This window comes from Aporhodopirellula sallentina SM41 (genome assembly GCF_000346505.1).
GTDB classification, from domain to species: Bacteria; Planctomycetota; Planctomycetia; order Pirellulales; family Pirellulaceae; genus Rhodopirellula; species Rhodopirellula sallentina.
In genome coordinates this window covers 1-21,615 of the sequence record NZ_ANOH01000282.1, presented here as the reverse complement: position 1 = coordinate 21,615, position 21,615 = coordinate 1, and the positions used below count along the sequence as shown (strand labels likewise).

The following is a 21,615-nucleotide window of genomic DNA, read 5'->3' as shown; positions in this document are numbered from 1 at the left end:
ACGCCTTACGCTGGAACGTTTGGCATGCGTGTTTGATTATGCGAATCGGCCGTGTAGGAACCAGCGTTTTTCCTTTTCGTTGATTTGATCGGTGGGCATGTTGGATTGTTTGGCGGTGCCGTCGCCGAGGTCGTAGTAGACCCACAGCCTGGCGCCGTTTTCTAGTTCGATACGGAAGTAATCGCGACGGATCAGCGGGCCGCTCCACCATCGCGTTTCGATCCGTTCGGGGCCCCAGTGTTGGCGAACTCTTTCGACGCGGCCGCGGATGCGAAAGCGATTTGGGAAATGGCCGCCAGGTCCCAACGCGGGCGCCGGTTCGTCGGATTCGAATTGCTGGGAAGCGGAGTCCGATAGTGGCGTGATTGCGATCGGTTGGGCGTGCAGTTCCATCGGGCGGCGGCCGAGATCGGTGGTTTGAGGTCCGTGGCCGAAACCGGGCTTGCTCTTTGTGTTCTGACTCGGCTGTGCGATGTCCCAACGCATCGACTCATCGGCGGATCGTTGGCGGGCGGATCGTTTGGGGGTGGATTGCGATCGGCGTGATCGTTGTTTCGCCTTGCGGGCCTCCGCTTTCATCCGATGCGAGGTCATCGGATAGTCGACGATCGCGTTCTCGGGCAGCGGATCGTCGCTGACCCGCACGCCTCGCACCGCGTCTTCGCCGAGACGTCCGGCGAGGGCGTCAATCAAGCGAGCTGTTTCGGTTTGCGAAGTCCAATCGTCATTCGATCCGGATGAGAAGTCGGGGCCAAAGATGGACTTTTGGCGACTCGACAACGGTGCATGCTGGGTCACGCCGACTGTCATTCGCGTGACCTTGGAACCGAAACGCACCGATTCGAGCGCCCCGAGCATCAGACCGGTAAGGTGTTCTTGATCGAGCGTCGGTGCGAACAGTCCGGTGTCGAGAACGACAGGTGGGTGCTGCGTGAAATCGAGTTGGCATCGCAGTCGCAATACACCGCGACGCAGGCGATGCAGTTCTTCGGTGGATCGGCCGATCAAACGGGCCAGCCGATCAGAGAGTAAATCCATCGCGTCGGTCGGGTACTCGAGATCCAACATCGCGTGGTGTTCGCACTGCGGTGCGATCGCGACGAGAGACTCGTCGACTTCGCCGGTCGCCTGAGCGATCCGTTGACACAGAGCCGGGCCGAGCCGCGTGGCCAAACCTTCGCGGGGCAGACGCAGCAGACTGCCGATGGTGTCCACGCCGAGTCGATCGAGCGTGGCGACGATATCCGGGTGCAGACGCAGTCCGGCGCAGGGCAATGTTTGCAACGCGTCAACCGTTCGGCCTGGTGGTGCGACAAAGAAATGATGTTTGTCACCCATTGAGTTGCCCCTCGCGTTTCGTCCGGTTGCGGCATGGTTGGCGAGTGCCCAGGCGGCCCCGATCGTATCGGCGATGGCAAACCGGCCGTGCAAGTTTCGACGGGTTAGGGTCGCAGCGGCTGCGGATAGAATCCCGAGTTCACCGCCGCGTCCGGGGTGTTCCGGCGGATCGGGGACGGTGGCTTGTTTGTCCGTGAAAAGATGGGTGACCCCTTCTATTTCTAACAAGATGGATTCGGGGTCGTGTCGAAAACGGCCGACCCATTTGAAACGCTCGAGCGTCTCGACCGCGGTCTGTGGGCTGAGGTGAGTTTGCAGTTCGATCGCGAGCGATTGCAGTGCCGCGCGGTCGGCGTCCCGGTCATACGGTTCCAAAACGGCATCGGTCATCGCGGCCAAATCGGCTGCTTGGGCGATCGGCATTCCCAAACGCACGCCTGCGTTGAGTGCACGGGGACACGCCGCGGCGACCACGCGTCCGCGTCGAGGATCGGCATGCCACAAAATGACCGGCGGATCGCTCGGTCGTGACGAGTCGTCTGGGGCAGAGGGCGGGCTGTTGGTGGGAGAGCTGTTTGCAGACGGGCTGTTTGCAGACGGGCTGTTTGGCGTTCTAGCCGACTCGGCGGTCGGTGTTGGCTCGGTTGGTGTTGGCTCGGTTGCGATGCGTCGACGCTGGATCGGCCAATCGGGCAGCCAAAGGCACAGCAACCGCTTCATGACGAGAGCCTGGTTGGGTTTGAGTGATGCGTTGCGGCGTTGGCAGTTGAGTGTGTTGCGGGGTTTGCAGTTGAGCCACGGCCGCTGGCGAAAGCGTGTGCAACCGAGCCTCGGGCGAAACCGCCAAGAACGCTTCGTTTTGACGTTGTCCGCGGGCACGGTCCAAATTCACGCGGAGGACCCGCAGGTCCAACGGCGGACGCACGGGCAGTCCGGCGGCGACGCGTTGGTCGGCCGACAAACGTGCCGCATCGACGGCCACCGACGCAACATGAAAACGAACCGTCGCGAACGAGGGACGCACCCTAGCGGATGGTTGCAAAACCAATAACCCGGGAGTGCGGCCGGTTTCCGCCGCCAATTGCAAACGTCGGGCATCGCGGTCATTCAGGTTCCACGGCAACGTTGCCCAGACCGCAGCCACCGAAGAGCACCGCAGGGCCTGGTCCATCGTCCAAACCGCGTCGCCCCGTTTGGGACAGCGGCAGACAACGATTCGTTCGGCAGGGATCCCGCACGCGATCGCCGCGGAGGCATGAAAAGTCGCCGCCGGATCGACCACGATGATCGGTCCGCCGTGGGCAAACGCCTCGACGCGAGCCCCGTGATCATCTCGAGCCTCGCCATGAGGAGGCCGAATCGCCGAAGCCGCCGCCAGCATCGCGAGCGTCGACGCGCCACTGGCATCATGTCCGGCGATCCATTCGCAAATCCAACCTCGTTTCAAACCGCCGCCGGGCAGCCACGTGTCCACCGTCGGCGAGCCGGTCGAAAACTGCTCGGCCGATTCCATCGCGGGACTGGACGAAATCGCCGCCGCTCGGCTCCGCAGATCCGCCATCAACGATTCACGCCCAATTAGTGGCTGCGGCGCGATGTGAGGCTCATGCCCAGCCGAAGGGGAATCGGCACGCGAGGTTTCGTCCGCGGCCGTTTTCTCGCGGAGGTGCTTGGAGACCGAACGTTTCTCCGCGCCCTGGGCTTCTCGTGTTAAGGCCTGACGTGTTGGGGCCGTTTGAGTCGTGGTTGTGGATGAAGTGGCGGTCGCTCGAGTTTTCGCACCCGCCCGAGTTTCTGTACTTGCCCGAGTTTGAGCACTTGTCTGCGTTTGAGCACTTATCTGCGTTTCGGCACTGGCTCGGCGGTCGCGCGGATTTTCCTCTCCTTCCCAGAACGCGAACGTTTGCTGGGCGAGCGGTTTTCGTGCTTCCGGCTCCATCGTCTCTGATGGAAGCGTGTTCGATACGGGCATCGGCGTCCTGGCTGCCTTTCGTTTCGTAGATCAGAATGTCAGGGGAACCTGTCCGCCGGGTGGCTCGCTGAATCCGGCCATCGGGGCGTTTATTATGCAAGCAAACCTTTTGCTAGCAAATCCTTTTCCATCCGATCGTTCGACGTCATGTTGCAAAAAATCCGCTATTTTCTGTTCTTAACTGCTGTTCTCGTCGTCATCGTGGTGGCTTTCCAAAATCACCACGAAGTGGACATTGACCTGTTGTTCTTCAGCGGCCAGTACCCCCTCACGTTGTTGCTGTTGGCTTGTTCGGCGGTCAGTTTCATCCTGGGGGCGGTGTGGACGATGTGGCGATTGCGGAAGCGAGAGAAAGCCAAAGCTCGAGCGAAATCCGACGCGGCGGCGGCCGACAGCGGCAAATCCGACAAACAACCCGCTAAGGACTCCGGGCAGCCCAACGATGCGGTCAAAGAACTCGGCGGGTGAATCGGGGCCTGCTTGCCCGGACACTTCCTACGCTTGTCCGGATACTTCCAATGCTTGCCCGGATACTCCCCAGCGAGTCCGGGGGCATGAACAGGTTGTTCTTTGGGACGCAAAAGGTCCGCTCACCAACAACTTCTTCGGCCGATTCACGAACCGGCATGAATTCGCCAAACGCCGCATGAATTCTCGAAACGCCGGGGGAGTCAGGCCGTTGGAGGCTTAGGAGGCGACGTGCACTTCGGCAGGCGTTTGAGCCAGTCCGACGGTTGGGACTCGCGTGGCGGTAACCGTGGCTTGTGCGGCGGCGGCACGACGGCGGGCGACCAAATCGTGACGCAGGAGAACGGCCTGAGCCAAATCGCCGATCGACTGGACCGGCCGGCTGCGGACTCGCGATTGAGCCTCCATCTGATCGCGACCGTTGCGGATCAGTTGAGCGAGTCTCAACAAAGTGTCCTGTTCGCCGTTCTTCGGCTGGCTCGTCGGCGAAGCATTCGTTGCCTCGGGGGACGCCGTGTTTTCAATCGCCGATTGGGGGGCAGTGGGGGCGATCGAAGTGGCGAGATCTGAGAAGAGGGTGAGCTGGGTCATCGAAAAATCCTTCGCAGTCGCGGAAGACGGAGGCAAACGCCGTTGAACTGCAAGCATTCTTCGCGGACCCGGTGACACGTTTGGTCACCCGGTCAACAACAAACTTCTGAGACACCGTTTTGTGTGGCTTTTTCCCGCTCTTTCACAATGCCGACACGGATCGCGAAAACCCTCGATAGCGACGCCAACACATCCGGGACTTCGTGAGCCGGGCCGCCGTCGCCAATTTGATCGCGGTCTCTCTGTGGAGGGGGGCGAGAGGTGGTCGGTTTGTAACTGCTGTGATGGTCCTTTCGGGGGGAAGGAACGAGACGCAAACACATTGCTGACGGGAAGTTTGCCGCGATACAACCGGCAAACTAGACTTGCGGGTGATAGCTAGCAAATTCGCTCTTGAGGTTGGAGCGACTTGCTGGTCGCCTCTTTTCTCCTTTCTTATCTCATCAAATAGACGACCTATCTCGTGCTCTGGAATCCTAGCTCCACACGAACGACGGACTTTGATTCCACGGAGGAGAATTCGAGTCAGTCGTATGAACCTGTGATCGTACCGCCGGTGAAAATGTCGTCGGGACCAACTGCCGACTCACACGCCGGAACTCCGTCAATGCCTGATGAGGTGCGACCGTTGGATGACGTTTCCGTTGTCGAGACGGATGCTGAAAGCACCGCTCCGGCTTACACCGAGCCGACCGCCGATTTCGAAACCGGCGTCGATGAAACCAGTTCGCCGACCGCGGACATTCGATCCGACTCCGACGACGTCTCCTCGCTGCGAATGTTGCGACGCGTGTTGGCGTTGGTGGTTTGCTTTTGCGGTGCGACCGGATGGGCGTTGGCGTTTGGCGTGGCGACGCTGACCCTGGCCAGTCGCGTGAGTGAGTATGCGGGGTTCGCATTTGACGAATGGGTACCGACGCTGATCGCCACAGCGACGTTCGGCGTTTTGATTTTGTTGTTTGTCGTTCCGACCGGGTTGCGATCGTTGGGCATTCGCGTCCAAAAGCGCATGCCAGAAAAGTTGTCGCGGTGGTCGGAAATGAACAGCGTTGCCGATCATCTGAAAACGATGCGTGTCACCTTATCAGTGGCGATCGGTTTGCCCGTGATTGTGATTCTCGCCGGGCAGCTGTCCGGTTCATTGACGGAACCGATTCCCCGGCCCATCGATTGGTTGCCCACGTTGGGGATCGCGGTCGCCTGCTTTGGCGTCGCGGTGCTGATCCGTGTGGTCGCCTCGCCGCTCTACCGTCGGACTCACGCCGAAGCGTTGAAACGCAGCCTGCGTGCTCATCATCGCGGCGTCGCGTTGCGAAGTTTCATCGCACAGTGGGACAACCCGGCTCGTGAGATCTACCGCACGTGTCGGTTGAGCAATCGTCTCGCGTTGGTTCACCGAACCCTGACCGTGTCGGTGTTAGGATTGTTGTCTGCGGCGGGATGTTTGGCGGCTCTGGTGAACACCAATCTTTACGTCGGCGAAGTCTTATGCGGACTTTCCATCGCCGCGATCGCTTGGCAATGGCCCACCAGCCAACGATTGGTGACGTGGTCCGGCCTCATCATCGATCCGTTCTGCGGCGAACGCGACGAATACGAAGAGTTCGGCTGATCCGAGTATTGCCCTCAAGCCCAACCCACGTAGCCCGGTCTCTCCGAGACCGAGACCTCACTCAATAATCAAACCAAATCCCAAACCCGAGATAGTTGTCGTATCGTTCGTAGAACGAAAACTGGCTCGTCGGTCCGTTTCCGTACTGCATTCCCAACCGCAGACGACGGTCCGATTTGGAACCCTGGTACGACCAACCTGCCTGGAGCGTGGTCGACGCGTGGTAATCGGTTGATTCGTGGAAGACGAAATTCGCTGCGGCGAACGGAGCGACTGCACGTTCGTGTTTGACAGGCGGTGTCCATTCCGCTCCGGTTTGGAACTGCATTCGTTTCGCGCCGCCTGACTTCTTCACCGCCGCCACGACTTCGCCATAAACCCGCGTCGCGTCGGACGGAGTGTAGCTGACTCCATAAATCAGCGACTCGGCGACATAGTTGATGCGTTCGAACGTAGGGTTCCGGATCAGGTATTCATCTCCGACGTGCGAGCTGAGATGGAAATACCCGAACTTCGTCGCCCAAGGACCGTCGGCCCACGTCAGCAGCGTGCCGAACCGAAAATCCATCGACTCAACGTCTTCGGAATTGAGCAGGTCGAGACGGGTAATCACCGCTCCTTCAAAGTCCCACTGAAAGCCCTGTGGGTCGTCCGCTCCCGGGGTGCCGTACCGCAGAAAGCCGACACGTCCGCCGAGCGTTGCATCCCAAAAGTATCCACCGTCGTCGTCCCCGAACAGGATCGCCGACATCCGCGGTTCCTGCGGCCCGGCGAGGTAAGAGTGATACATCAAACCGTCCGGAAGGACATGCCAGTCGCGTTCTCCGACGACCGGTTGAACTGAGGCGATCGTTCGAATCAGCGTTTGCTCGACCGCGTCGGCGGGCAGGTACGATGAGGGCAGCGTTGGCAACGCAGCCGAGCCGACAGGTGTTTCGGTGTCGTTCTGAGTAGCGTCGTTCTGAGTAGTGTCGAGCAGCGGCAGCGAGACAAACGCGGGAGCCTCGCCCAGGGCGAATCCATTCTCGATCGCCCCTTCGGAATCGCTCGCGACAGACGCATCGTCAGCGACCGTCTGCGGCGCGTTGCAAACAGCGACGACGGTGAAAACGCACGAGCAGAGGATGATGCATCTCAAATCAATCAATGCCCCCCGCCGCATCATCGACATCGCCACGAACCTCTCGGTTGTCTATAGGTTCGCACGTGGCTCTTACAGACGCGACGTGCCACGTGAATTGCTCTACCGCCAAAACAGCAAATAACCCGAATGCTTTTTCGACACCGTTTTTCCTGCCGTACGGTTACCGCTGATTGATTCGCTCAGCGATTCACGCTCCACTTCACCAACGCGCCATCTGCGATCGCTCATCCTGGCTGGATCTCCTGACAGACCCCAGGTCGCAAACGTTGATGCTGCGGTGGACGCAAGACGAGACGATTGGCAAGGTTGACAACGGTGTCGATTGTATTGGTCGGAACAATCGCAGGTCCTACGTGAAGCTTTTGCGAAAATTTCAGATTGGTGAACAAACGCATCGAATTACGGTCTTCAAACTGAGCCGATTTAGGTGCTAATTGTTGACAACGTTTGGCATTTTCCCGTTGGATGCGTACAATGTGCCCGACCCACCGGGTGTCCAGCGATAGCGTGTCTCGAGCCCCACGGGCGGTAAGCGAGCCACGTCCCACCTTTCTTGCTCGACACTTTCCCTCCCTCCTTCGATGTTCGCCGCCGGATCCTTGACTCCGCAACTCCGCAACGGCGACAACTGTCTGTAGCAACCCATGAAGCAGTTCCTTTTGGCAGTGATACTGATCGTCGTGCCGGTCGGTCATTCGGTCGCGGCAGAAGCGAAATCGGTGCAGGCGACTGACCAGGAACACGCCGACGGTCGAGCCATTTTCCAAACCCAGTGTGCCCATTGTCACGGTGCGAAGGGGCAGGGCACCGAGGAAAACTACCCCGATCCGCTTGTCGGCGATGCATCGATTGGTGAACTCGCGGGATTGATCGCCGACACAATGCCGGAAGAGGATCCCGATCAATGCGTCGGAGAAGACGCAGTCGCCGTGGCTCGATACATCCACGACGCGTTCTACAGCGAAGCGGCTCAGTTGCGAAATCGACCGCCGCGGTTGGCGCTGCAGCGTTTGACCGGCGACCAACTCCGACAGAGCCTTTCGAACATCTATGGGCACATCGGCCAGATCCGCCGCGACACATGGAAAGAACGTCAGACGCAGCAAGGTCTCGAGGCGAGGTATCTCACCGGCAAGGGATGGAAAGACGAAAACCTCAAGATCAAGCGAGTCGACCCACAGGTCAATTTTGACTTCGGAATTGAAGGCCCCAAAAAGGCCGACGGCAGCGACGCGGGCATCGACGGGACGAACTTCCACGCGCACTGGAACGGAGGCATTCGGATCGAAGAAACCGGTCGCTATGAAATCATCGTTCGCAGTACAACGTCGTTCCAATGCTTCTTTGGACATGACCGGAACAAATTGATCGACAATCATGTGCAGTCGGAAGGGCGAGATGAGTTCCGCCGCACGTTGAATCTGACGGCCGGACGGATCTATCCGATCAAGATCGATCTGATCCAACGCAAACGAAAAGGGGACACACCACCGTCGAGTATCTCATTGTCATGGATTCGGCCGGGCGGTGTCGAAGAAGTCATTCCCGCTCGATACCTCGCTCCGGGATGGGCTCCCGCCGTGTTGAGGTTGTCAACGCAAATGCCTCCCGACGACCGCACCTACGGATTTCAACGCGGTATCTCGGTCGACCCTTCCTGGGACGAAGCGGTCACCTCGGCGGTACTCGAATTTGCCGATCAAGTATCCGAGGAACTGTGGGCGGACTACCGACGACGGCACAAGAAAGACAAACGATCTCGCGAAGAATTGTTGCGAAACTTCTTAGGCGAGTTGATCTCGATCGCTCACCGTGCCTCGCCGGACCAGGCCGGTGCAGAGCGGATCGTCAATGTCGCATTCGAGGCCAATGAGATCGAAGCGGATCGGATCCGTCACGCGGTTTTATTGGCACTGAAGTCGCCACGGTTTTTGTATCCGACGATCGATCAAGATCGGAGTCGTTCGTGGCGTGCGGCGGTCAAGATTTCGCTCGCGATGCACGACGCCATTCCAGGTGATGAATGGTTGATCACGGCGATCGAAAGGAACGAGTACGAAACGAAGGATCAGCGCCGAGCATTGGCGAATCATCTCGTCGATGATGCCCGGACGCGTGCCAAGGTTCGCGAGATGTTTCATCACTGGTTGAACATTTCGTCGAGCGATGATTTGCGAAAAGACGAAGAACGCTTCGCCGGGTTTGATGCCTCAGTCGTCGCTGATCTACGCGGCTCGCTTGATGCGTTTCTCGAATCGGTCGTGTGGTCACCCGAGAGTGACTACCGGAAACTAATGTCTGCGGATTGGTCGATGACGACACCGGCGCTAGCGGATTTCTACGGGGACGCGTGGCGTTCGACGGATGAACGATTGGAAGCTCCGAACGACGGCGAAGCCGATATTGCGAACGGGTTCGGTCGGTTTCAACCCACGGTTCGCGACCCGACGGTACACGTCGGTGTTTTGACGCATCCACTCGTGATGGCAAAGTTTGCCCACCATCAAAACACATCGCCGATTCATCGCGGCGTGTTCCTGATTCGGCACGTGATGGGGCGAACGCTACGACCACCAAACTCCGCGTTCGCGCCGTTGAGTCCCGATCTGCACCCGGACCTGACGACGCGTCAGCGGGTTGAATTGCAAACCAGCCCGGCGAGTTGCCAGATCTGTCATATCAAAATCAATCCGCTCGGCTTCGCGCTCGAGAACTTCGACGCGGTCGGGCGTTTTCGCCAATCAGAAAACGGCAAACCCATCGACGCGACCGGCGGATACACCACCCGCAGCGACGAGCAGGTTTCGTTTGATTCGGCCCGGCAACTCGGCGATTACGTGGCCGAGAGTCGGGACGCACAGTCCGCGTTCGTGTCACGGGTGTTTCAGTATTTCGTGAAGCAACCGATTGCCGCCTATGGACCTGAAAAACTCGACGAACTTACCGAACAATTCCGACAATCCGGCTGCAATATCCGTAAACTGCTAGTGGAGATCGCCGTTATTTGTTCGGACGAATAACGCTCCTGCCTGCCAAGAACCGATCCGGATGCTAACGCTCGTCTGCTGATCAACCTGCCGAGGTTTTCGGATCGGTTCCAATTCCTCCCTCCTTTCTATCCCACCGAAGTAACCATGCGCCCATCACGTCGTCGCTTTCTCAAGCAAACCGGCATCAGTGCCGCCGCCGCTCACTTCGCGTTCAATTTGCCGAGCCTCGCGTTGGGTGCCGCACCGACCGGTCGGAAACGTTTGGTCATCGTGTTCAGTCCCAACGGTGTGATTCCGGATCACTTTTGGCCGACGGTTGCAAAAAAGGAACAGGAAGCACCTTTGGAGTTCAAGCGGATTCTCAAACCGCTCGAACCGTTTCGCGATCAAACGGTGACGATGCACGGGCTGTGCAATCAAATCCAAGGCGACGGCGACGGGCACATGCGTGGGATCGGCTGTCTGTTAACCGGCGTCGAGTTGTTCCCTGGTGACATCCAAGGCGGCAGTGATACGCCGGCGGGGTGGTCGCAGGGAATCAGCATCGATCAGTTCTTGAAACATCAACTCCAATCCGACCCGAAGACGCGAACTCGATTCGGTTCGCTCGAGTTCGGTGTGATGGTGCCTGACCGAGCCGATACCTGGACTCGCATGTCCTACAGCGGACCGAACCAACCGGTCGCGCCGATCGATGACCCGTACAAGATGTTTGACAAACTGTACGGGCAGGCGAAAAACCGAGAGCTTCTCGCCAGCGTGCTCGACGATCTGACCGACGACTTCAAAACGCTCGAGAAGATGGTCAGCGTGGAGGACCGTCGATTGCTCCGGCAGCACCAAGAATTGGTTCGCAAGGTCGAAAAGGATCTGAAGGTGGAACTCGCCGCGCAAACCGATCAAATCGGACACGCGGTACCAGAACTCCCGCCGAACGTCGAAGACCAAAACGACAACATGCCGGAAATCATGCGGATGCAAATCGAGTTAATGGTCAACTCGTTCGCAGCCGACTTTGCCCGGATCGCGACGTTGCAAATCACCAACAGTGTCGGCGGTGCGAAGATGCGTTGGCTCGATATCGACAACGGTCACCACGCGATTTCGCACGAACCGGACAGCAACGAGGAAGCCTACGAGCACCTCATTCAGATCAACACGTGGTACTGCGAGCAAGTCGCGATGCTCGCGCGTCGTCTCAGCGAAACACCGGAACCGGGCGGCGATGGTTCGATGCTCGACAACACAACGATCATCTGGACGAACGAACTCGGCAAGGGGAACTCGCACACGCGAAACAACATCCCGTTCGTTCTGATCGGCGGTGGGCTCGGTATCCAAGGGAACCGAGCGTTGGACTTCAAACGAACGCCGCACAACCGATTCCTGATGACGGTCGCCGAGCGAATGGGCTTCCCGCAAGAATCATTCGGCAACCCCGACTTCTGCGGCGACGGCGTCCTTACCGGCGTCTAAAACGCGAAGGTCTTCACGTAGGTCAGCCTCTCCGAGGCTGATAATCAGCGTGAACTGCCAGCCTCGGAGAGGCTGGCCTACGTGAGCTAAGAGATTTGACCGCCCCGTCGTTATCAGGATGTTGATTTGCTAGCCCGCAGCGCGAACAAGGAATCACAGGCCTCCACTCGCTTGCCGGGCTGTTGATTTATTCGTTTAACGAGCAGCCCCAAAGGCGACCTACTTGCCACTGCACGTCGCCTACGGATACTGGTTAAACGCAATACCGTTCAATTTTTGTTTAACCCGTGCCCGAAGGGTAGGTTGTGTTCTGTCAAGCGTCGCCTACGGCTACCGGTTAAACGAAAACGCCACAACCCGGTGCTTCATTGAACGGTATTGCGGTTAAACGAAAACAGGTTGACTCTTGATTCAATCAACAACGCATTATGCGTCGGGTTCGTAGGCGAGGTTTGGTGAGAGCCAACGTTCGACGTCGCGGATCGCCCATCCTTTGCGTTTCGCGTAAGACTCGATCTGGTCCTTGGTGACCCGATCGACGCTGAAGTAACGCGACTCAGGGTGGGCAAAGTACAGACCGCTGACTGCCGCACCCGGCGTCATCGCGAAACTCTCGGTCAGTGACACTCCCGTTGTGTTTTCTGCGTCGAGCAGATCGAATAGCGTTCGTTTCTCCGTGTGATCCGGGCATGCCGGATAACCCGCTGCCGGACGGATACCGCGATAGGCTTCCGCGATCAGTTCTTCCCGGGTCAAGCTTTCTTCGGAGCCGTAGCCCCATTCGATCCGAGCTTTCCGGTGCAGCCACTCGGCGAGCGCTTCGGCGCATCGGTCGGCGACTGCAGATACCATGATCGCGCTGTAGTCGTCGTGTTCGGCACGATACTTGGCGGCGAGTTCATCGGCGCCGAGCCCTGCCGTCACGACGAAGCCACCGATGTAGTCCTCGCGGCCGCTGTCGACCGGTGCGATGTAGTCGGCGAGGGATCGATAGTGCTTCTGCCCTTTGCGCTCCCATTGTTGTCGGAGGCAGTGGAATCGCGTTTTCTCCGACGTGCGGCTGTCGTCGTTGTACACGATGATGTCGTCGCCTTCGGACGCCGCCGGGAAGAAACCGTAGACGGCTTTCGCGGTCAGCAAGTTCTCCGCGATGACCTTGTCGAGCATCTTGTTCGCGTTGTCGAACAATTCGCGTGCTTGTTCACCGACGACTTCGTCTTTGAGAATCTTCGGATACTTGCCACGCAGTTCCCATGTCGAGAAGAACGGTGACCAATCGATGTAGTCACGAATCTCGGCGAGATCGACGTCTTCCAAAACCCGCGTGCCGGTGAACTCCGGTTTGTCGACCCGCACCGAATCCCAATCGGTTGCAAAGCGGTTCGCGAACGCATCTTCATACGAGACGAGTTTCTGTTGGCGGTCACGGAAGCTCGCTGCGAGTTTGGCTTGTTCTTGCACGTTGGCTTCGAGGAAACCTTCCCGGGAATCCTTGCTGAGCAGTTTCTCGACCACCCCAACGCTGCGGCTCGCATCGAGAACATGAATCACCGGAGTGTCGATCACCGGAGCGATACGCACGGCGGTGTGTTTGGCACTGGTGGTCGCACCGCCGACGAGCAGCGGAATCGAGATTTCGTTGCGTTTCATCTCACGGGCGACGTGAACCATTTCATCGAGGCTCGGCGTGATCAAACCGCTCAGCCCGATCATGTCAACGTTTTGCTTGACCGCTTCTTCGAGGATCTTTTCAGCAGCGACCATCACGCCGAGGTCGATGACCTCGTAGTTATTGCACTGCAAAACAACTCCGACGATGTTTTTGCCGATGTCGTGCACGTCGCCTTTGACCGTCGCGATCAAGAATTTGCCACGGGCGGCTTGGTCTTGAGTTCCGTCGGCGATCTTTTCCTCTTCCATGAACGGTTCGAGGTAGGCGACCGCTTTCTTCATCACGCGGGCCGACTTGACGACCTGCGGCAGGAACATTTTGCCCTGACCGAACAGGTCGCCGACGACGCTCATGCCGGCCATCAATGGTCCTTCGATCACGTGCAGGCAACGATCGTAGTGTTGCCGTGCTTCTTCGGTGTCTTCGACGATGTATTTGTCGATCCCTTTGATCAACGCGTGCTTCATCCGTTCAGCGACGGTGCCTTCACGCCAAGTCAGGTCTTCGCCGGATTTCTTCTTGCCGGTTCCTTTGACCGTCTCAGCGAACTCCAACATCCGGTCGGTCGCATCGGGGCGACGGTTCCAAAGGACGTCTTCGACATACTCGAGAAGATCTTTGGGGATCTCTTCGTAAACTTCGAGTTGTCCGGCGTTAACGATGCCCATGTCGAGTCCGGCTTTGACGGCCCGGTACAAGAACGCGCTGTGGATGGCTTCGCGGACAGGATCGTTACCACGGAAACTGAAACTAATGTTACTGACCCCGCCGCTGGTCTTGGCACCGGGGCATTCCTTTTTGATCCTCGCGATCGCGTTGACGAAATCGATCGCGTAGTTGTTGTGCTCTTCCATCCCGGTGGCAACCGTCAGGATGTTGGGGTCAAAAATAATGTCCTCGGCCGGGAAGTCCGCTTTGTTGAGGAGTAAATCGTATGCACGTTTGCAGATGCGAACTTTGTTGTCCTCGTCGGCGGCCTGGCCCTCTTCGTCGAACGCCATCACGACTGCGGCGGCGCCGTATTGCCGGATCAGGCGTGCGCGGCGGATGAACTCTTCCTCGCCGTCTTTGAGCGAGATGGAGTTCACGATTGCTTTGCCCTGCACGTTGCGAAGTCCGGCTTCGAGGACTTCCCACTTGCTGCTGTCGATCATCACGGGAACCGCCGCGACGACGTCATCGCCGGAGATCAGACGCAGGAATCGCGTCATCGCTTCGGCACCGTCGAGCAACGCGTCGTCAAAGTTGACGTCGATAATCGTCGCACCGTTTTCGACTTGTTCGCGAGCGACCTCGACGGCTTCTTCGTATTTCTCGTCGCGGATCAGGCGGGCGAATTTGCGACTGCCGGTCACGTTCGTCCGTTCGCCGATCATCGTGAACGGGATTTCGGGACGCATCACCATCGGCAGTTGGCCGGACAGACGCGTGTAGACCGGTCCCGGTGTTTCCTTTTTCGGCTTAGCACCTTTGACGCGTTCGGCCATCGCGCGGATGTGGTCGGGGGTGGTGCCACAGCATCCGCCGAGCACATTGAGCCAACCGTTGTCGACCCATTCGCCGACCTTTTCCGCCATGACTTTCGGGCCGAGATCAAACTCGCCCATGTCGTTGGGCAAACCCGCGTTGGGGTGGCAACTGATTGGAACGCCCGCGACGTGAGATAACTCCTCGATGTGTGGACGCATGATGTCTGGGCCGAGGGCGCAGTTCATGCCGACCGACAACACGGGGAAGTGATTGATCGATGTCCAAAACGCCTCGACGCTTTGGGCGCTGACGAACGTCCGGCCGCCGTCGGCAAACGTGCCGCTGACCATGACTGGAACGCGGCGGCCGCCTTCGTCGAAGTACCGCTGGATCGCGAACAGGCAGGACTTCAGGTTCAGCGTGTCGATCGCTGTTTCGGGCAACAGGATGTCAACGCCGCCTTCGACGAGAGCTTTCACCTGGGCGTAATAACTGTCGGCCATCTGGTCGAACGTCGTGTCGCGGTGAGCCGGATCGTCTTGCGTGCTGATGGCGAGCTGCTTGGTGGTCGGCCCGATCGAACCGGCGACGAACCGCGGTTTGTCCGGTGTGCGATCACTCCATTCGTCGGCGGCTTTGCGGGCACACGCGACCGCGGCGTGGTTGATCTCTTCGACGAGTTCGAGCGGCAGGTCGAATTCGAGCATCCCGACCGGCGATGCCCCGAACGAGTTCGTTTCGACGATGTCACTGCCGGCTTCGAAATAGGCCGCGTGGATGTCGGTGATTTTCTCCGGATGCGTTAAGCAGAGAATGTCGGAGAAATTCTTTAGGTCCTTGTGGTGATCGGCGAATCGTTCTCCACGCACCCCGGCTTCGTCTAGTTTCAATCGCTGAATCATGGTCCCCATCGCGCCATCGAGTAGCAAAACGCGTTCGCGGATCAGTTCAGCAATCTGTTGATCGGTCGGGGAGGATAGCAACATGTCTTCTATGGAATAGGAATGGGGGTGGGGAGAATCGTGGACGCGGTCGGCGGTATCGACGAGCATTTCCCGTTATCGAAAAAGAGTCCTGCCGAGACGGCCCATCAGGACTACTTGGTGAGGAGTCTTTCGAACCGCTATCATCATTCCCCATTAACTTTTGAACAACCCAAGACAGAGGTTTTCCGCACATGCTGATCGATTCTCACCACCACCTGTGGGCGTACGATCCGTCTGAGTACGACTGGATTAGCGACGAAATGAGTGTCCTCAAACAGGACTTCCTCGCACCGCAACTGCGTGAAATCGCCGGCGACAACGAAATAGACGGTTTCGTCAGCATCCAGGCTCGGCAAAGCCTGACCGAAACGCGAGATTTGTTGAAAATTGCAGCCTCCGAGCCCCTGATTCGAGGCGTAATCGGTTGGGTTCCCTTCGCGGATGCGAATGTCGCCGCGGCAATCGAGGAATTCTCAGACAATAAGACACTCAAGGGGTACCGCCACGTCGTTCAAGACGAACCCGATGATCGGTTTTTTGATGGCGAAGCATTCAACGCCGGGATTCGCTCGCTCGCAGGGAAAAATCTGGTTTACGACGTGCTGATTTTCCCCAAACAGTTGCCTGCCGCGATCGATTTTGTCGACCGACATTCGGATATTCCGATGATTCTCGACCACATCGCCAAACCGGCCGTCCGGGCGGGGGAAATGGACGAGCAGTGGAAGGATCTCTTCACCCAACTCGCCAAACGCGATCACGTTTATTGCAAATTCTCAGGCGTCGCCACCGAAGTCCGCGATGACAGTTGGTCGGTGGAAACGATCCGGCCGTACTGGGACGTCGCTCTCGAAGCGTTCGGAACGGACCGGCTGATGTACGGCAGTGACTGGCCGGTCTGCTTGTTGGCGACCGAGTATTCCCGTTGGCTTGGTGCCGTCAAAGAACTCGCCGCACCGCTGAGCAATTCCGAACGGGAAAAGTTCTTTTCGGGCAACGCGACGAAGGCATACTCGTTGGGCTAAGGTTCCGGCGCAGATTGCGTTATCGGGTAGGTGGTAGTGGATCTTGTTAAAGATCCTCATGCAGCAGGATCTTTAACAAGATCCACTACGGGATACTCGAGTCTATTGCAGCAGGACTTCGATCGTGATGGGAGTTCCCTCGGGTAGTCTCAGCGTCAACTGTCCCGGGGTATCCGATTTCTCGACGGAAGCATCGCCGCTGGCAACGCTTGCGCGAACGATCTCGCTCGGCAACCGCAGGTCGATCGTTTGTTGCTGTGAGGAGACCAACGTCACCGTGACGCGTTGGTGATCCCATTTCAAACGCGAGACTTCGATCGCTCCACGGCACAACACGCCCTCGATTTCACCGACCGGCCAATCGTTGGGGAGTGCCGGCAGCAGATCGATCGTGCCTGGCGTTGAGGCGACGAGCATCTTGATGATCACCGCCGGCATTCCGCCGCTGATGTCCATGTTGAACAACGACCGGTGATTGTGCATCGACGCAAGGTTGCCCAGCCAGAATCGATTGACGAGGTGTCCGAGGCAGTGATAGGCGAGTTCGCCTTCACCGAGGCTTGTGGATGCTTGCCCTAACTGCACCAACCCAAAGGACATGAAACCGCGTTGGTTGTTTTTCCAATGCTTGTCGAGTTTGAACTCGATCGACTTCTTGAACGCGGCTCGCAACTCAGGGCTGCTTGCGATTTCCTCGGGCAATCCGTCGTACAACGGATAGAGCTGCGACGAGTGGCGGTGGCTGTCGTTGTTCTCCAGACGAGGCGTTAACCATTCTTTGATGATCCCGTCTTCGTTGACCATGTAGTCGGGCATCTTGTCGAGCATCGCTCGCCACTGGGGAATTTTGTCCGCGTTCCGATCGAGTTCCTGTGACGCGGCAATCAGATTCGTGAACAGCTCTTTCGCTACCGCAACGTCCATCGTCGCGTTGAACGAACCCTGTGAGTTTGAGTTGCCCGGCGTGTTTTCGGGTGACTGCGTTGGGGAGAAGACGTACTTCCCGTCGGGGCCTTCGTACAGGTAATCCTCGAAGAACAACGCCGCCTTTTCCATGAACGGCAACGCGTGTTCGGCGAGAAATTGCTTGTCGCCCGTATAGAGGTAGTAGTCGTAGAAAAAGTGAGACGCCCACCCGGCCCCGGCCACCCAGAATCCGCCCGCGAATGTTGGTGCCAACGCATTGTTGAATCCGTTTGTCGTGCTCCGCGAAGGCAACACGATCCCGCGAGCACCGAACATGTGTTGGGCGTTAATCTCCAACCACGGAACGATCGACTCGATGTACGACGTGTAGGCCAGCATCAGTTCGGGCATGTTACCCATCATGTTGGCCGCGATCGCCGAGGGAACGTTGCCGTTGTGGGTGTAATCGCTCGCCCATCCGGGAACGTAGGTGCCGCCCCATCCTCCCTGCAGGTTTGGTGGTAATTCTCCGGTGCAGGAGATGATGTTGTATCGGCCGGCGTCAAACTGTTTTTCGATGAGTGCTCGGTTGAGATTCTCGTAGGTGGATTCTTGGAGCAAATCTTCGGTCGGCCGTTCGTGGTCGGCTCCTCCGCCGATGTCCAACTTCATTCGGTTGAACATCTCGCCGTGGATCGCCGCATGGGCGTCGAGCAATTCTTGATAGTCGATCGGCAAACTCGCCAAGTGCGATCTCACCTGCTCGGCTTGGGATACATCCTGGTCGTATAGCAAACGGATGTCGATCAGCAAAAGAACGTTACTGGCCCCTTGAATCGTCATCCTCTCGTTGTCGATCGAGATTTGAGCAGGGCTGTCACTGGCGTTTCCATCAACAATCACCCGTGCGAAACCTTCGAGTGCCTCGATGCTGCCCGGATACGCGTTGGTGAAACGGTTCCGATACGAAAGCTCGGTTTTGCTTGTCGCCATTGAGATGTCGGAAATCGACTTGCGAAAAACCTTAAGCGAGCGGGCGACTTCGTCCGCGTCTAGTTTGTCGCTCGGTGTGCGAGGCTCCATCGCGAGCGTGCAGTTCACCGCGCCCGGTTGGTCCGCGTTGATGGCCAGGACCGCGACGGAGTGTTTTCGCGACACGAACAAACGACGATAAAACGTCCCCTGTTCGCTGGTCCAACAAACGGTGGCTTCACCGGTTTGGAAATCGACCGAGCGTGCATAATCGGTTGGCTCGCTGGCCGAGTTCATTTGGATCGCGAGGTCGAACGCGGGCACGAACGGATCGGGATAGAGAAAGTCCTCTTGCCCTGAAAAGTCGAACGCGAGTTGCGACGCCTGTTTGTAAAGTCCTCGGTCGATAAGCCTTCGGATCTCAAACAGTCTTGCCGAATTGTCCGGCGGCATTGTGGGAGGGCCTTGAGGCAGAAACAGACGTTCGTGCGTGAATATGATTCGGTCGTTGAGCGGTCGGCTCAACATGTTGGCACCGAGTGTGCCGTTTCCCGTGATCAATCCTTCTTCCCACGTTTCAGCAGCGCGAACGCTGACGAATCCTCGTTCGGGAACCGGCAAAGCGTCCATGGCGATCGAGGGTTCAGAGACGATGGATAACAGGATCGTTGCGGCGACCGTGACAGAGAGAGAGGTTTGCGGTCGGTTTTTCATCTTGAGATGCTCACAATCGCGAGTTGGCAGCGGGCGAAATCAGTCGGGGCGGTTTGAGACGTCACTTCGCAGAATAGCCACCGTTTGACGATGATCAAAATGCGACGTGACGATGTGCCACAAACCCCCGGCTAGTTCGCCTTATCATGGTGTTTTTGAAAGTTGGTTTGTCATCACAGTGGACTCGAAGCACCGCTGTTTGATCTAGGAAGTGCTGCCCCAGCCTTCAAAATCCTGCGCACAATTCGAGTGTTCCGACGCATGCTAGTTTTCGGGCAAGCGGTAGTGGATCTCGTTAAAGATCCTGCTGCATGAGGATCTATAACAAGATCCACCACCTGAAAATCAAGCTGCCTAAATGACGAGAGCATCTTAAAGTTCGACGTGTTCGATTCCTGTCGCTGGATTCGCCGGTGCCTCTGAAACGCGTTAGGGCGTTCCTTGGTCCGGGTGTGGGATCGGACGGCCGTGCGGGTCGGTCGCCGGCGAGTCGGTTTGCTCGTCGAGTTGATCCTGCATTTCACGGTCGGTGAAGTGTTCGAGCCGGTCGGCTTTCGCGTGCAAGCGTTCTTCCGCCACATCGACTTTCGTAACCAAGTATTGTTCCCACAGGCGGTGAGACCGCACGATCGTTTTGGCTTCTCGGCGACCGAGTCGCGTGAGTTTGGGTAGCGATGCGGTAGGCAACTGTGACGCGTCGGAAACCGAATCCGATGCACCGGCCGGTTCGACTCGGCCTCGCCATGTCAGGTATCGAATCGCTAGCTTGACGGCGAAACGATTGGTTAACAGGGTCTCGGCGACCCAGTCGATGGTTTGTTTCGATGGGGCCAGGGTGACGGCGAAAGCTTTCGCGATTTCACCTGAATGCGTTCCACCCTTGTCGGCGCTCGTGTCGCGCGAAGATTCCTCGATCCGGTAGAGCAACGTCAACACGTCGTCGGCCAGGATCGTCCAACGCAACCATTGTTGTCTCGCCCAACGTGGAAGGAATCCTTGCTGCGGTGCGAACAAAAACGCGAGCAGGAAGGCCGCGCCCGCTGCCACGCTCATCATCCCCGCGGTTGTCGTGCTGCGAAAACCGAACCAGGACGGAATCACGATGGCCATGACGTGTCCTGCCCACGCAGACGCCGCCGCGATGATGCACGACAAAATCACCATCGTGCCCAAACGGTTCGTTAACAGATACGCAGTCGCGGGAGGCACAATCAGCATCGCCACGACCAAAATATTGCCAACGCTCTCAAAGCTCGCGACAGCCGTGATGGCGACTAACGTCATCAAGGCGTAGTGAATCAAACTCGCCGAAAAACCGCTCGCCGTCGCGAGGGCCGCGTCAAACGTCGAGATCTTAAGCTCTTTGAAGAACAGACCGACGAACAGAACGTTGATGATCGTCACAATCGACAACACGACCACGACGCGCGGTACCGCGACGTTTAACCATGGAACGTCCCACTTGTCCAAGGGTGTTTGTTCGATCGCTCCGTAGAGAACACAACCGGGGTCCAAGTCCACACGATCCGCCGCGACGACGATCATTAACAGACCGCTCGCAAACAACGTCGTGAAGACAACGCCCATCGATGCACCTTCATCGACTTGACCGCGGTTGTGAATGAAGTCCGACAGCAGTGCGGTGAGCACGCCGACAATCACCGCACCGACGAACATCCAAATGCTGCTGCGACTTCCCGAGATCAAAAACGCCGCCGCGAGGCCTGGCAAGACCGCGTGAGAGATCGCGTCGCCGAGCAGACTCATCCGTCGCAGCAACAGGAAGCAACCGAGCAACGACGAGGCGACCGCACACAGGATGCCCGCCGCCACGATCCATCCGTCGAGTTGCCAATTCCAATCAAAACCCATCATGTCCCACCTCCGGCGGCATGAGGATCGTCGGGCATGCGGGTTTTGCCGAGCTCGTTGTCGAGCAGGGTTTCTAACTCGGCCACGATTTCGGGTTCGAGGACGTGTTCGATCGCGTCGGCGTCTCGGTCGACTCGCTGGGGCGCGATGTCGGCATATCGGATCAGATACAATTCCCACAATCGGTGACGGCGCGTCAAACGTTTGGCTTCCGTTTGACCGCGATCGGTCAACGCGAACTCCATCTTCGAAACGTTTTCCGTGATCCATCCGTCACGCGACGCGTGCTCGAGCATTCGCCGCAACCGCTTTCGCGACCAACTGCGCCGCTCTAGCAACTCATCGTAGGGAACCGAAACGCGATCCGGATCCTGTTCGAACATTTCATAGAGTTCGCGAAGCAAGTG

The 21,615-nt window shown here is 58.0% G+C and carries 13 protein-coding genes; 5 read left to right on the top strand and 8 right to left on the bottom strand.

The features are described 5' to 3' along the window. Positions 1-36 precede the first annotated feature (36 nt). The gene (locus tag RSSM_RS19285; RefSeq protein ID WP_236621242.1) at positions 37-2,058 is read right to left on the bottom strand and encodes a DNA polymerase Y family protein; all 2,022 of its coding nucleotides are present in this window, start codon (positions 2,056-2,058) and stop codon (positions 37-39) included. Next, positions 1,952-3,310, bottom strand: coding sequence for an ImuA family protein (locus tag RSSM_RS19280; protein WP_201767211.1), 1,359 nt, complete (start codon positions 3,308-3,310; stop codon positions 1,952-1,954). The genes RSSM_RS19285 and RSSM_RS19280 overlap by 107 nt, the downstream gene beginning before the upstream one ends. Before the next feature lie 147 nt (positions 3,311-3,457). Here RSSM_RS19280 and RSSM_RS19275 point away from each other — a divergent pair, with 147 nt between their 5' ends. Further along, positions 3,458-3,778: a LapA family protein gene (locus RSSM_RS19275; protein WP_008682479.1), complete on the top strand. Its 321-nt coding sequence runs from the start codon at positions 3,458-3,460 to the stop codon at positions 3,776-3,778. 219 nt (positions 3,779-3,997) lie between these two features. Here RSSM_RS19275 and RSSM_RS34835 read toward each other — a convergent pair whose 3' ends face one another. After that, the gene (locus tag RSSM_RS34835) at positions 3,998-4,369 is read right to left on the bottom strand and encodes a hypothetical protein (RefSeq protein ID WP_236621241.1); all 372 of its coding nucleotides are present in this window, start codon (positions 4,367-4,369) and stop codon (positions 3,998-4,000) included. Between the two features lie 607 nt (positions 4,370-4,976). On the opposite strand from RSSM_RS34835, the gene RSSM_RS19260 reads away from it, so the two are divergent. Further along, a complete protein-coding gene (locus tag RSSM_RS19260; RefSeq protein WP_008682470.1) occupies positions 4,977-5,981 on the top strand; it encodes a hypothetical protein in 1,005 nt (334 codons plus the stop codon). 61 nt (positions 5,982-6,042) lie between these two features. On the opposite strand, the gene RSSM_RS19255 is transcribed toward RSSM_RS19260, so the two are convergent. Further along, positions 6,043-7,152 (bottom strand): DUF1207 domain-containing protein, encoded by a 1,110-nt coding sequence (locus tag RSSM_RS19255; RefSeq protein WP_236621243.1) that lies wholly within the window; start codon positions 7,150-7,152, stop codon positions 6,043-6,045. A gap of 617 nt (positions 7,153-7,769) precedes the next feature. Between RSSM_RS19255 and RSSM_RS19250 the strand changes: the two genes are divergently transcribed. Together RSSM_RS19250 and RSSM_RS19245 are read left to right on the top strand one after the other, a co-directional pair. Then, positions 7,770-10,145, top strand: coding sequence for a DUF1588 domain-containing protein (locus RSSM_RS19250; RefSeq protein WP_008682463.1), 2,376 nt, complete (start codon positions 7,770-7,772; stop codon positions 10,143-10,145). A gap of 114 nt (positions 10,146-10,259) precedes the next feature. Continuing rightward, positions 10,260-11,591: a DUF1552 domain-containing protein gene (locus tag RSSM_RS19245; RefSeq protein ID WP_008682462.1), complete on the top strand. Its 1,332-nt coding sequence runs from the start codon at positions 10,260-10,262 to the stop codon at positions 11,589-11,591. A 426-nt stretch (positions 11,592-12,017) separates the two neighbouring features. Here the strand turns inward: RSSM_RS19245 and metH are convergent, their stop codons facing one another. Next, positions 12,018-15,719, bottom strand: a complete 3,702-nt coding sequence (metH, locus tag RSSM_RS19240) for a methionine synthase (RefSeq protein ID WP_044303042.1) — start codon at positions 15,717-15,719, stop codon at positions 12,018-12,020. A gap of 191 nt (positions 15,720-15,910) precedes the next feature. Between metH and RSSM_RS19235 the strand changes: the two genes are divergently transcribed. Beyond that, positions 15,911-16,744: an amidohydrolase family protein gene (locus RSSM_RS19235; RefSeq protein WP_008682460.1), complete on the top strand. Its 834-nt coding sequence runs from the start codon at positions 15,911-15,913 to the stop codon at positions 16,742-16,744. A 102-nt stretch (positions 16,745-16,846) separates the two neighbouring features. Here the strand turns inward: RSSM_RS19235 and RSSM_RS19230 are convergent, their stop codons facing one another. The 3 genes from RSSM_RS19230 to RSSM_RS19220 all read right to left on the bottom strand — a co-directional run. After that, positions 16,847-19,336 (bottom strand): glycosyl hydrolase family 95 catalytic domain-containing protein, encoded by a 2,490-nt coding sequence (locus RSSM_RS19230; RefSeq protein WP_008682459.1) that lies wholly within the window; start codon positions 19,334-19,336, stop codon positions 16,847-16,849. 429 nt (positions 19,337-19,765) lie between these two features. Then, positions 19,766-21,211, bottom strand: a complete 1,446-nt coding sequence (locus tag RSSM_RS19225) for a metal ABC transporter permease (protein ID WP_008682458.1) — start codon at positions 21,209-21,211, stop codon at positions 19,766-19,768. After that, on the bottom strand, positions 21,208-21,615 hold a 408-nt coding region (locus RSSM_RS19220; protein ID WP_044303041.1), incomplete at its 5' end, for a metal-dependent transcriptional regulator. The genes RSSM_RS19220 and RSSM_RS19225, both read right to left, overlap by 4 nt.